This window comes from Pedobacter vanadiisoli, from assembly GCF_042684385.1.
Taxonomy (GTDB): domain Bacteria; phylum Bacteroidota; class Bacteroidia; order Sphingobacteriales; family Sphingobacteriaceae; genus Pedobacter; species Pedobacter vanadiisoli.
Window position 1 is genome coordinate 317,414 of the sequence record NZ_JBHULL010000007.1, and the last position, 12,565, is coordinate 329,978.

Annotated in this window: 11 protein-coding genes; 2 read left to right on the forward strand and 9 right to left on the reverse strand. The window is 40.4% G+C overall.

The features are described from left to right. Window position 1: 1 nt before the first annotated feature. The 8 genes from ACFSR6_RS07405 to ACFSR6_RS07440 form a co-directional block, all read right to left on the reverse strand. Window positions 2-193 carry a hypothetical protein gene (locus tag ACFSR6_RS07405; RefSeq protein ID WP_183761941.1) on the reverse strand — a complete coding sequence of 64 codons (192 nt, stop codon included), beginning with the start codon at window positions 191-193 and terminating at the stop codon, window positions 2-4. A 10-nt stretch (window positions 194-203) separates the two neighbouring features. Further along, window positions 204-338 (reverse strand): hypothetical protein, encoded by a 135-nt coding sequence (locus ACFSR6_RS07410; RefSeq protein WP_379077017.1) that lies wholly within the window; start codon window positions 336-338, stop codon window positions 204-206. Between the two features lie 911 nt (window positions 339-1,249). Continuing rightward, window positions 1,250-1,768 (reverse strand): DUF2911 domain-containing protein, encoded by a 519-nt coding sequence (locus ACFSR6_RS07415; protein WP_379077019.1) that lies wholly within the window; start codon window positions 1,766-1,768, stop codon window positions 1,250-1,252. A 122-nt stretch (window positions 1,769-1,890) separates the two neighbouring features. Beyond that, window positions 1,891-2,514 (reverse strand): class I SAM-dependent methyltransferase, encoded by a 624-nt coding sequence (locus ACFSR6_RS07420; protein ID WP_379077021.1) that lies wholly within the window; start codon window positions 2,512-2,514, stop codon window positions 1,891-1,893. Between the two features lie 87 nt (window positions 2,515-2,601). Next, window positions 2,602-4,302, reverse strand: coding sequence for a sodium:solute symporter (locus ACFSR6_RS07425; protein ID WP_379077024.1), 1,701 nt, complete (start codon window positions 4,300-4,302; stop codon window positions 2,602-2,604). 100 nt (window positions 4,303-4,402) lie between these two features. Continuing rightward, window positions 4,403-6,817, reverse strand: a complete 2,415-nt coding sequence (locus ACFSR6_RS07430) for a PIG-L family deacetylase (protein WP_379077028.1) — start codon at window positions 6,815-6,817, stop codon at window positions 4,403-4,405. Between the two features lie 145 nt (window positions 6,818-6,962). Next, window positions 6,963-8,066 (reverse strand): M20/M25/M40 family metallo-hydrolase, encoded by a 1,104-nt coding sequence (locus tag ACFSR6_RS07435; protein WP_379077031.1) that lies wholly within the window; start codon window positions 8,064-8,066, stop codon window positions 6,963-6,965. A gap of 9 nt (window positions 8,067-8,075) precedes the next feature. Continuing rightward, entirely contained in the window at window positions 8,076-8,687 is a 612-nt protein-coding gene (locus ACFSR6_RS07440; RefSeq protein WP_379077034.1) for an N-acetyltransferase, read from the reverse strand. Window positions 8,688-8,970: 283 nt separating this feature from the next. Here ACFSR6_RS07440 and ACFSR6_RS07445 point away from each other — a divergent pair, with 283 nt between their 5' ends. After that, a complete protein-coding gene (locus tag ACFSR6_RS07445) occupies window positions 8,971-10,308 on the forward strand; it encodes a sigma-54-dependent transcriptional regulator (protein WP_379077037.1) in 1,338 nt (445 codons plus the stop codon). A gap of 73 nt (window positions 10,309-10,381) precedes the next feature. On the opposite strand, the gene ACFSR6_RS07450 is transcribed toward ACFSR6_RS07445, so the two are convergent. Further along, window positions 10,382-10,834 (reverse strand): hypothetical protein, encoded by a 453-nt coding sequence (locus ACFSR6_RS07450; protein WP_379077040.1) that lies wholly within the window; start codon window positions 10,832-10,834, stop codon window positions 10,382-10,384. Between the two features lie 46 nt (window positions 10,835-10,880). On the opposite strand from ACFSR6_RS07450, the gene ACFSR6_RS07455 reads away from it, so the two are divergent. Continuing rightward, window positions 10,881-12,521, forward strand: coding sequence for an ABC transporter substrate-binding protein (locus ACFSR6_RS07455; protein WP_379077042.1), 1,641 nt, complete (start codon window positions 10,881-10,883; stop codon window positions 12,519-12,521). Window positions 12,522-12,565: the final 44 nt, after the last annotated feature.

Here is a 12,565-nt window from a genome sequence, read left to right on the forward strand (position 1 = left end):
TTTACAATAATCCATACAAACCGTGGGCGTAATTCCTTAACGATGACGATACCGTTTTCATCTTATCCGGTGACGGACCTTTTACTTTGTACGCTTCCGGATGAAGTTCTAAAGGCTGTTCTTCAACTTGTTCTAATGTGCTTCTATTGCTTAATGCAGCATGCTGTTCTTCGCTTAATTTTAAAGGTGCCATGATGTTTATTTTATATTAGAACAACAGGAATATCTGAAATAAGTTTGCCGTTTTTATTATTTTTTTTGTATTTTTTATCAAAAACCTCTGACCAATTATTTACAAATTCTAAAGCTAAATTTATTTCGCTATCGATGGCAAACATAATAGTTTATGGTACGTGAGGACACGAACCTAGGCGACGGCTAGGTAGCCAAAGCAGTATTTCTTTTTTAGGGCTCGTAAGGTGCAGCCCCCTTTGTTCCTAAACCTGATTGAGCGGAATAGCCCGCATCCCGATTTTTCATCGGGAGAGGACTATAAGCGAAAGCAGGACTGCAAACCGCCAAGAACTACAAGCTGCTCATTTCCTGATTCTATTCCAATGAGGCAGCGATCGATGGCATAAATAATGCTTTATGGTACGTGAGGATGAGAACCTAGGCGACGGCTAGGTAGCCAAAACGGTTTTTCATTTTTTAGGACTCGTAAGGTGCAGAACCCTTTGTTCCTAAACGTAATTAAGCGGAATAGCCCGGAACGAAGCGAGGACTATAAGCGAAAGCAGGAATGCAAGCCGCCAAGAACCACTAACCAATCATTTCCTGATTCTATTCCAGTGAGACAGCTATCGATGGCTAACATAATAGTTTATGGTACGTGAGGACACGAACCTAGGCGATGGCTAGGTAGCCAAAACGGTTTTTCATTTTTTAGGGCTCCTAAGATGCAGAACCCTTTGTTCCTAAACCTGATTAAGCGGAATAGCTCGGAGCGCGGCGAGGACTATAAGCGAAAGCAGGACTGCAAACCGCCAAGAACTACAAGCCGCTCATTTCCTGATTCTATTCCAATGAGACAGCGATCGATGGCATAAATAATGCTTTATGGTACGTGAGGACGCGAACCTAGGCAATGGCGATATATTTCGGTCGGTGAGACACCGACCGATAGGATAAGGTTCTATGTACGCTATAAACTATAAACATGAGAATTCCGGCACCATCATTTTCAAAAAAACATAAAAAAACCGCCCCAATTTTAACACTGGGACGGCTCTGAATAATTTTATTTAAGTTATTTAATGGTAACCGGAACCGAGATTTTATCCCAATCCAAAGAGAAACCATTTTTGGTAATTTTGTAAACCAAACGTTCTTGTGTTGCTTTTAAGGCTTTGGTTTTAACTTCTACCCGTAACGCATCTTTTGCTTCTTCGTATTTGTAAGCCCCCCATTGTTTAGGTTCTTTATTAAAAATAGCTGTCCAGGTACCACTTTCTTTAGGGATCAAGAAGAAACTGTATTTTCCGGCTGCCAAAGGTTTGCCTTCAACCAGGATATCTTTATCGGTTTCGAAAGTTGTAGCTTCGTTTGCACCAGCACGCCATACTTTATCGAAGGCTTCCAGACCGCCCCAGATTTTACGTCCCTTTACAGCCGGGCTACTGTAATTGATGGTGATGGTTGCGCCTTTAACTTTTCCGGTTGCCGTTGCCGCAGGGCTTGGCTTCGGCTGAGCATCTTGAGCCATTGCATTTACAGAAATGGTAATTACTGTTAATAGCAACGCGATTGATTTAATCATCGTTTTCATAGAGTTATATTTATCTGTTTTGTTGTTTTTTGATTTTACGAATTTATACTTTTAGGCTGAAAAAACTATAATCCCAGTGTCTAAAAACGCTGGAAACGCTTTATTATTTCACCATTGATTTTCTATTTTTTCCGACCTACAAATCTGATTACAGAACCTTGCCCGTTATGGAATAAACCTTCGCTCAGTTCAATCTCTTTTTCTTCTAATGTGATGATGTCAAAATCAGCAAAATCTGATCTTATTTCTTCAATAGAGAATAACATATCAACCTCTTTTGGCCCGCCAACATTTTCGTTTTTGGCCAGGTAACCGAGGTGGTTTTTACTGAAAGCTTCGAAAATAACTATGCCCCCTTTACGCAAATAAGCACGGAGAGATTTGTGATAAGAAGATTTAATTGCAGCCGGAAAATGGGCATAAATCAGTGCCAAGACATCAAATTGTTCAGGCTTATAATTTAATGTTTCCAATTGACCAACCTGATAATCGACGCTGACCTGACTATTTTCTGCGAGCCGGAGGGCTTTATTTTTCCCTTCCAGGCTGATATCAAAAGCTGAAACCTCCCAACCCAGTTTGGCCGCAAAAACCGCATTGCGCCCTTCGCCTTCTGCAGGAAATAGTATTTTGCCGGGACTAAGCTTTTCTAACTGTTCTCTTAAATAATTATTTGGTTGTTCGCCATAAGCAAACTCATCTGTACGGTAACGGTCGTTCCATCGGTCAATCCAAGCTTGGTTCATATTCGCATTATTACTTTAATTGGTCAAAATAAAGGTATAGAATTTTGCTTAGGCAGCCGAGTTTCCAATATCTTCCTGAAGTAAAAATTAAGGTCTATTTGCCATTACGGTTTTAGGCTGATAAAATAAGAGGCCCAACAACGAAAATATAATTACCGCAAAGGCGCCGATTACATTTAACCACAGAAAAGAAACAATATCGAATTTGTATATGGCAATAACCGCAATTTCAGCCAAAATTGCAGCAATAAATACTAAAGGTCCGTTTATCTTTTTAAAATAAAAAGCCACTAAGAAAATGCCCAATATCGGGCCGTAAAAGAGTGAACCCAATACATTTACGGCTTCAATAAGCGATCCCATCTGTGTGGCAAACATGGCCACCGCAATGGAGAAAATTCCCCAGGCTAAGGTATGCAGGCGGCTATATTTCAGTTCATCTTCGTCTGCTATTTCTTTTTTCTCAAAAATAAGGTGTACGTCTTTTAAGGAACAAGCAGCCAAAGAATTAAGTGCTGCTGAAATCGACCCCCAGCTGGCCAAAAAGATGACGGCAAAAAGCAAACCGATCATGCCTACAGGCAGCGTATTTTTTACAAAGTATAAAAAGATATAATTGGTGTCGGTTTTTTCGGCATTATAGTTAGATTTATTAATGGCTTCCTCTACCCTGCCGTGCAATTCTTTTACCTGTTTTTGGATCGACTTAAAATCTGCTATCGAAGCATTTAATGTTGGAGATTGTTTTTCTTTTTCTTCAAGAACATGTTTTGATTGCTCGTTAAATTTCTGTTGCAGTGCAATATGTTCTTTTTCAAAAACAGCAGCCTGTTGTGGCTGGGTTTCTTTTAAGTACTGGTAAGATCGCTCGTTGAAATAAATCGGAGCGGGTTTTAGCGCAAAAAAGGCGAACAACAATGCACCGATTAAAAGGATGGCAAACTGCATCGGAATTTTAACCACCCCATTTAGCAGCAATCCCATTTTCGCATTCGTATTGTCTTTTGCAGTGATATACCGGCCAACCTGGCTTTGGTCTGTTCCGAAATAGGAAAGTGCCAGAAAAAAACCGCCGATCAATCCGCTCCAGATGTTGTATTTGTCTTTCCAATCGAAACCGGTGGTAATTACATTTAACTTGCCTGATTTACCTGCCAGGTAAAGTGCATCTTTAAAACCGATCCCATTTGGCATATTCTGTACCAGAAGGTACCCGGCGAAGGCCATGGTACCCAGGATGATCAAAAACTGTAATTTCTGCGTATGTGCAATGGCTTTGGCACCTCCAACGTAAGTATAAATTAACAGTATGCCCCCGGTTAAAATATTGGTTAAATAAATATTCCAGTTTAAAACACTCGAAAGGATAATACTGGGTGCATAAATGCTGATCCCGGTTGATAATCCGCGTGAAAAAAGAAAGAGCAGCGAGGTTAATACACGTGTTTTTTTATCAAACCGGTTCTCCAGGTATTCATAAGCCGTATAAACATTCAGACGCTGAAAAATCGGAATGAAAGTGATGCAAATCACGATCATTGCCAAAGGTAATCCAAAATAATATTGAACGAAGCGCATGCCATCGGTATAGGCTTGCCCTGGTGCCGCCAGAAAAGTAATAGCACTGGCCTGGGTAGCCATAATACCCAAAAGCACAATGTACCAGGGCATTTTATTATCGGCCTTTAAGTAAGAAGCATTACTTTTTTGTCCGCGGCCAATAAAGACGCCATAAGCTACCACGGCAAGTAAAGTAAATATCAATACTGCCCAATCGATATTACTCATGCCCAGAATTTAGTAAAGAAATAATAAAATACAATCTGGAATGCCAACGCCAATGCCAATAATACATACCAGGTATTCCAGTTTTTAAATTGATTTTTCATCACTTCCCGGCCGATAAAAAGTTAAAAAACAATCTCGCTGCGCCCACATTACCTGCAGGCAACTGCCTGAAAAAGGCCAAGGGTGTATAAATAAAATTCCCTTTACCATATTTTGCATAAAGCGTTGATCCTTGAAGCGGTTCTTCGCCAGTATCGTTCATTTCGAAAAGGGCTTCGTATTTTGCATCCCATTTATCAGGAAAATAAGCACCACGTTCCTGCACCCAGCCTTTAAAATCTTCGGCAGTGATTTTATTCGGATAATTTAGCAGTTTGTGGTTAGGGTTTAAGAATTTAACTTCCGCATTTTCTTCGGTTACCCTTTTACCGCTTATCGAGAAGGGATAAATCCCGAAATCCTGTAAGGCCATATCCTGTGTGGTATTATATTGCATTACAATGGTGCCACCATTTTCTACATAATTACGCAATGCGGTTTGCCAGTTTTTAATCCTTTTTTCGGTATTGATCACCCTTACACCGGTTACCAGGGCATCATAAGTAGCCAGTTTTGTTGCATTCAGGATATCGGCTTCACTGAGCACATCTACCTGCAAACCAGCCTGCCTTAAAAACTCAGGGATTAAATCGCCGGCACCTTCAATGTATCCGATCTTTTTGGCCAGTACTTTTACATCGCCTTTTATCAACCAGGTAGTGGCAGGTACGAAATATTGCAAGGTGGGTAGATGCGGATATTGGATCAAAACCTGCCCTTTCGAATATTCGTTCGCTTCTGATGAGAAAACAGCCTCGAGTTTATTCTGGCTCGTTTTTATTTTCGCCAGATCTTCTGCCGGGATCAGAAAGTCTTTGATGGTTATGGTATTTTCTGCCAGATTAATTCCCTGGAAAGTTTTGATCACCTGTTTACCGATCTTAAAGCTCACCTTACCGTAATTGATATTTTTATTCGCTTTTAAGCGGAGTGTAACACTTAATGCTTCTTTTTCTTTAGCAAAATAAACAGGCTCAGCAAAACTTAAATCAAGCGGCGGAACAACCCGCAGTGCTTCTACCACGTCGCCTTTAACCGGATCTAATTTTTTATAAGATAAAGGCAATCTGATCTCAAATTTTTCATTTTCAATTTTCAGCAACAATAGCACATTGATGGGCGATTGTGTTTCCGGTAAACCGATTAAGGTATCGTTGGCTACACTGAAAGTTGCCGCATCTTTTGCAGGTTTGCTTAACCAGTAAGGTTCGGTAGGTGCTGCATCAGCCGGAATCTGGATTTTACGCTCAACTGTAATCAGTGAGTCGTTAGCAATATTCCTGTTCAGGTTATCGGTTTGGTTTAACCAGTTCACACTTTCTACAATTACCGGCGTAGCCGATCTTGAAATTAAATTCAGGCGAAAGTTATAGCTATTGCCTGCTATAGCTTCGGGCTGGTTGGTTACCACTTCGCCCATAAAACCTGCACAGCTTAAAATAATCTGATCAATAGCCGCCAGTTTATCTTTTCTTAAAGCCTGATCCTGTAATTCGGCAATTTTCTTCCTGAGCATCAACAAGCCATGCAAACTCTTATCAGGCTGGTTGTAATTGAAAGATAACAGCACAATATCAATCAGTTCGTCAATATCACCGGTTCCTTTTTCCGACCAGTTAAGATTTATGCCATCAAATAGTGTTCGCTTAGCAGGATCGCCCAAAACATGGGTAAAATATTCGGTTCGAACGCCGGCTACTGATTGGGTTCCTGCGCCCTGGCTTTTATGCAGGCTTCTGCTTAAACCAGCCAGCTCACCGTAGCCCATGCCCAGTTGCGCATCGTATTGGCCAACCGTAACTTTTAATTGATTTTCGGCCGTTGTATTTACAGACCCGAACCTAAAGGTATTCCACAACAATCTTTTTGGCTGCCAAACGGAAACATATTTAAGCTGGTTAGGAAACATATTTTTATCGGCAGCAGCTTTAAAAGCTTTTTCTGCAACCACAGCAGAAGCAGCATGTTGCCCGTGCCCCGCAGCAGCTGTAGGTGGGAAACGGCAGATGATTACATCTGGCCTGAATTTTCTGATCACCCAAACCACATCGGCCGTAATGCTATCGGCATCCCATTGCTTAAAGGTATCGTTGGTATTTTTCGAAAAGCCAAAATCGATGGCCCTGGTAAAAAACTGCTGTGCTCCATCTAATCTGCGTGCCTCTAAAAGTTCGTGTGTTCTGATTAAGCCCAGAGCAGCACCTTGCTCGGTACCCAAAAGATTTTGCCCACCATCGCCCCTGGTAAGTGATAAATATGCCGTTTCTACATTTTGATCATTGATTAACCAGGACAATAAACCGGTGTTTTCATCGTCAGGGTGAGCGGCTAGATATAAAACCTTGGGCAGGTGTTTCAAGGTTTTGAGTTCTCTATAAATTTCTGAAGATTTTGCCGGACGTACTTGTTGGGCCATGCAAAATATTACAGGAAAGCATAATATAAATAGTGCAGTTAATCTTTTAAACATAATATTTGTTTTGCACATCAAATATGCTCAAAAAGCTTCTACTTTAATGCCTCCGAAACGAAAAAGGTACAAAAAATAGCGTTTCTCCGATTTACAAGATTTTAAAAACAGATTCGAGCAAATGGATATACAGCGTTATTCCTTCTTCAATTTCTTCAATCAGTACAAACTCATCTGCAGTATGCGATCTTGCTGATTCCCCTGGCCCCATTTTTACGGAAGGCATGGTCAGCCAGCCTTGGTCGGAACTGGTAGGGGAAACATAAGTTTTTCTGCCAAGCGACATTCCGGCCACTACAAGCGGATGTAATATATCGATGTTAGAAGGATGGAGCACATTAGGGCGAACGTTAAAATCACTTAAGGTATGGTTGATGATCACATTCAGGATCTCGCGCGGGGTATAATTATGATCGAAACGGATATCCACCGTAAAATGACATTCGCCGGGTACAATATTATGCTGCAAACCCGCATTTATTTCTGTAACGGTCATTTTTACCGGAGCAGGTAAATGGTCTTCAATCGGGAACTGAAAATGTGAAAACCATTCAATATCCTTAATGGCTTTGTAAATGGCATTGTCACCTTCTTCACGTGCGGCATGGCCAGATCGGCCTTTGGCTACACAATCAATCACCATCGAACCTTTTTCGGCAATAGCCATTTGCATACCTGTTGGCTCGCCTACTATTGCAAAAGAAATGGGTTTAAGCTCATCCAGAATACTTCTGATGCCGTTTAAGCCCGAATTTTCTTCTTCGCCGGTAGCTGCCAAACATAAATTAAAAGCAAGATCAGTCGATTCGTAAAAATAAATAAAGGTAGAAATAAGCGATACCAGCGAAGCGCCTGCATCGTTACTGCCCAGGCCATGTATTTTTTCATCATAAATTATGGCATGGAAAGGGTCTAATGTATACTGCTCATTCGGTTTTACAGTATCATGGTGCGAGTTGAGCAGAATAGTTGGTTTTGCGTGGTCGAAATACTTATTGTAACACCATACATTATTGTTTTTGCGGATAGTAGTAATGCCATGTTTAGCCAAATGCGATTCTATTTTATTTGCAGTGCCTTGTTCTGAACCACTAAAAGATGGTATGGCAATTAAAGCCGACAAAAGTTCTATCGCTTCATTGTACAAGTGGTTTAAATCAGGATGGCTGGTTAATTGTTTTTCTACAGTATTCATAACGGTTTATTAAATGCTTTTAAGGTTTAGGTTCTGTTTCAATTGCAGGGTATTTTCTGCACTGGCGATAATTTGATCGATATGTTCGGGGCTGAACAACATGGCCGTGCATAAACAGTTGCTTTTATTTTTGCTCTCGAGGATAGCATAGTTAACACAGCTTTTGCAGCCTTCCCAAAAGGCGGTATCCTGAGTAATTTGTGCAAAGGTTACAGGCTCAAATCCCAGTTGACTATTCATTTTCATAATGGCTGCGCCGGATGTAATGCTGAATATTTTGGCTTCGGGATACAAGCGACGGGAGAGACTGAAAATCCGGTTTTTAATACTTTTTGCAACGCCAGCATTTCTAAATTTAGGGGCAACAATTAATCCTGAATTGGAAATAAAGGTGTTATTCTGCCAGCTTTCGAAATAAGAAAAACCAACCCATTCGCCAGCTCCAGTTACTGCGATAACGGCTTTCCCGGCATTCATTTTTTCGACAACTGAAGCCGGTGTTCTTTTCGCAATTCCCGAACCTCTTAATAGTGCGGAACTTTGAGTTTCTGCAACAATTTCATCTGCATACTTTGCATCTGCGTTGGTTGCTACCCTGACAAAAATGATTGAATTATTCATTTTAATAAAATTTCATAACTGCCAGTCATCAAAAGCGATACCCGCGTAGAGAACAAAATAATAAAACACTGATTATCAATGCAAAAATTTTGAAAAACAGATACCATTGCAGTAAGTATGAACAAAATCATATCATTTTGAAAGGCTTCTTTCCATATTGAAAAGCTATTTTTATCTTCTGCCTGATTGGTTTAGTTTCGAGCTAAAGCCGAAAGGGTCCAATTATCACAATCGTTAATTATTCGGTATATTTATTGTTAATATTGCAGCATAATTTTTACCTATGAATGGGATGGTCCTCATCATCGATGATGAAAAGAAAATCAGCAGTTTACTTTCAAGAATTATAGAACTCGAAGGTTTTAAAACCTTACAGGCGGGTACTGGGAAAGAAGGCCTTAAACTACTTAAAAGCAATGATGTGAGTATTGTTATCAGTGATGTAAAATTACCTGATGTAAATGGCGTTGCGCTGGTTAAAGATATTAAAGCCATAAAGCCTTATGTAGAAATTATAAACCTTACTGCCTACGGTACCATTTCTGATGGCGTTTTGGCAATTAAGAACGGTGCATTTGATTATCTTGTAAAAGGCGACGATAATGAAAAGATTATTCCGCTTTTATACAAAGCCATGGATAAATCTAACCTGCAGCGAAGGGTTTCCGACCTGGAAAACAAAATCGCCAAAAAACACAGCTTCGAAACCATTATCGGTCAATCAAAAGCCTTAAAAGAAGCCATTGATCTTGCCAAAAAAGTAAGTGCAACCGACACTACGGTATTGTTATTAGGCGAAACCGGCACAGGAAAGGAAGTTTTCGCCCAATCTATCCATTACGAAAGTCCGAGGGCGGCCAAACCATTTGTAGCCTTAAACTGTAGCGGTTTTAGCCCCGATTTATTGGAGAGCGAACTGTTCGGTTACAAAGCAGGGGCCTTTACCGGCGCAAACAAAGATAAAAAGGGCCTGCTTGAAGAAGCCAATGGAGGTACTTTACTGCTGGATGAGATAGGCGAAATGAACCTCGATTTACAAGCCAAGTTATTACGGGTATTGGAAAGCCAAACCTTTATAAAAGTGGGCGATACCTTAACCCAACAGGTAAACGTGCGGATTTTAGCCGCCACCAACAAAGATTTAAAAGCAGATGCGGCATCCGGAAAATTCAGGTCTGATCTTTATTACCGGCTTTCCGTTTTCACCATCATTTTGCCACCACTCAGGGAGCGTAAAGCCGATATCCCTGCATTGGCTAAACATTATTTAAAAGAATTTGCCGATAAGGTGAACCGCGCAACACCAAAAATGGACGATAAGATTTTATCCATTTTAAGCGATCATAGCTGGAAGGGAAATATCCGTGAATTAAAAAACGTGATAGAGCGCCTGGTTATTTTATCAGATGGTGATACGCTGAGTGCAACCGCACTTCCACCGGAGTTTTTTGAGTTTGCGCCAATAGAAAACGATTATAACCTGCAACAGATAGAAAAACAGCATATCCAGAAAGTGCTGATCCATACCAAAGGAAACAAAACAGAAACTTCGCGGTTATTGGGCATTGGTTTAACTACGCTTTACCGCAAGATAGAAGAATACCAGATCAGAGAGCTTTAAGGTTGAAGGCAGGAAGGCTGAGGGTTTTGAACCAACAGGATTACTTTTTCATCTGCCTCATATCTAATCTCATTTAAACTTCAAACCTGATCCACTTATCACCTTCGTGGCCAAAAATAAAGGACCCCGGGTGTAACATTTCGGCAATATCTTCTATAAGTGAAACTGCATTTTCGGCTGTCCTTTCTCGTTCAACATCATCGTTTAACAAAATGATGCGGCTATTTTTTACGGCCGGCCAATCGGTATCCAATACAGAAGGCACTTCGCGCATCAAATCTGTTAAGGTTTTGCCCGGCTGATAGTAAATGATGAAAACAGCACTTAAAATATCGGTTTCCAATCTGCCTCCTGCCAGCGCAATTTCTTCTGACAAAAGATAGCCAGGATTGTTGCCGGTATCCAGGCAGGCTACAGGCATTTTATCCATAAATTTAATTTTGTGCTCCACTAAATCTAAACGTTCCTGTAGTTCTTCCTGTTTAGCAGCATCGAGGCCAATAAATAAATCGTTTAAAAAAGACATCTGCATTAAATTTATTAATTTGTGCAAAAATAACATTCCTGATCGCATGCGTGGCTCATTTAAATATATATTTTGGATTTTTTGTATCATCTTACTCTTTTCTTGCCAGGAAAATAATGACCATAAAGACAAAAAGGTATTCAATATCAACCTCGATCAGGGTTTAACCTCTATTGATCCTGCCTTTGCACGCAACCAGAACGCCATCTGGATGACGAATCAAATCTTTAACGGACTGGTACAGATCGATTCGTCATTACGAACCCTTCCTTGCATTGCAAAAAGTTGGCAGGTTTCGGAAGATGCACTCACCTACACCTTCAATCTGCGCAATGATGTTTATTTTCACGACGATCCGATATTTAAAAACGGAAAAGGCAGAAAAGTTGTGGCAAGCGATTTTGTGTACAGCTTTTACAGGTTGATTGATCCAAAAGTAGCCTCGTCGGGTGGCTGGATTTTTAGCGATAAAGTGAAAGATAAAAACAATTTTATAGCCCTTAACGATTCTACTTTCAAGATTAAACTGGTTCGTCCTTTTCCGCCGTTTATGAGTTTGCTTACCACACAATACTGCTCAGTAGTACCCAAAGAGGTGGTAGAACATTATGGAAAGGATTTTAGGAGCCACCCGGTTGGAACTGGCCCGTTTAGATTTAAATACTGGAAAGAGGGCGAAATACTCGTGCTTTTAAAAAATGAGCATTATTTTGAAAAAGATGAAAAAGGAAAGGCACTGCCCTATCTGGATGCCCTAAAAGCCACATTTATAACGGATAAACAAAGTGGCTTTATGAGTTTCCTAAAAAAAGACCTTGATTTTTATTACAATGTTGACGGGAGCTACCGCGATGATATCCTGACCAAAAGCGGAAAAATGACCTCAAAATACAAGGGAAAATTTACGCTGACCAAAAGCCCATACCTTTGTACGGAATATGTTGGAATATTAGTAGATACAAACCTTTCAATTGTAAAAAAATCGCCATTGAGGCTAAAAAAAATCAGGCAGGCGATTAATTATGCGATAGACCGCGACCGACTGATCAAATACTTAAGAAACGGGATCGGTATTGCGGCAACCTCTGGTTTTATTCCAAAAGGAATGCCTGGTTTTGACAGCCTGGCTGTACGTGGATATGCCTATAATCCTAAACTTGCCGCCAAACTTTTGGCAGAAGCCGGTTTTCCTGAAGGCAGGGGTTTAACTGAAGTTACCTTAAACACTACCACCACTTATAAAGACCTGATTGAGTTTATTCAGGGCGAGCTTACGGCGATAGGTATCAAGGTAAAAATTGATGTCAGTCCAAGTGCCAGTTTAAGAGACCTGATGTCCAAAAACAACGTCAATTTTTTCCGCGGCTCCTGGTTGGCAGATTATGGCGATGGAGAAAATTTTCTCTCCATGTTCTACTCCAAAAACAGAGTGCCTTACGGCCCCAATTATACGGCTTTTTACAATAAGGAATTTGACCAGCTTTTCGAAAAAAGCTATTATGAAACCAATAATGAGAAAAGATTTGAGCTGTACCGCAAAATGGACCAAATGGTTATGGATTTTGCCCCGGTTGTTCCTTTATTCTACGATCAGTCGGTTGTGATGTTGCAAAACAATATTAGCGGATATTCTTTTAACCCACTAAGCCTGATGATTTTAAAAAGGATTAAAAAAAGCTCAATATAAAAAATCAACGTTGTAAGCCTGAGCCTGTTGAAGACCTTCTAACA

Coding starts and splice junctions, on each gene's coding strand:
- ACFSR6_RS07420 (WP_379077021.1), bottom strand. CDS start 2,514: ATGAACCAAGCTTGGATTGACCGATGGAACGACCGTTACCGTACAGAT.
- ACFSR6_RS07440 (WP_379077034.1), bottom strand. CDS start 8,687: ATGAATAATTCAATCATTTTTGTCAGGGTAGCAACCAACGCAGATGCA.
- ACFSR6_RS07410 (WP_379077017.1), bottom strand. CDS start 338: ATGTTTGCCATCGATAGCGAAATAAATTTAGCTTTAGAATTTGTAAAT.
- ACFSR6_RS07415 (WP_379077019.1), bottom strand. CDS start 1,768: ATGAAAACGATGATTAAATCAATCGCGTTGCTATTAACAGTAATTACC.
- ACFSR6_RS07430 (WP_379077028.1), bottom strand. CDS start 6,817: ATGGCCCAACAAGTACGTCCGGCAAAATCTTCAGAAATTTATAGAGAA.
- ACFSR6_RS07425 (WP_379077024.1), bottom strand. CDS start 4,302: ATGAGTAATATCGATTGGGCAGTATTGATATTTACTTTACTTGCCGTG.
- ACFSR6_RS07435 (WP_379077031.1), bottom strand. CDS start 8,066: ATGAATACTGTAGAAAAACAATTAACCAGCCATCCTGATTTAAACCAC.
- ACFSR6_RS07445 (WP_379077037.1), top strand. CDS start 8,971: ATGAATGGGATGGTCCTCATCATCGATGATGAAAAGAAAATCAGCAGT.
- ACFSR6_RS07455 (WP_379077042.1), top strand. CDS start 10,881: ATGCGTGGCTCATTTAAATATATATTTTGGATTTTTTGTATCATCTTA.
- ACFSR6_RS07405 (WP_183761941.1), bottom strand. CDS start 193: ATGGCACCTTTAAAATTAAGCGAAGAACAGCATGCTGCATTAAGCAAT.
- ACFSR6_RS07450 (WP_379077040.1), bottom strand. CDS start 10,834: ATGTCTTTTTTAAACGATTTATTTATTGGCCTCGATGCTGCTAAACAG.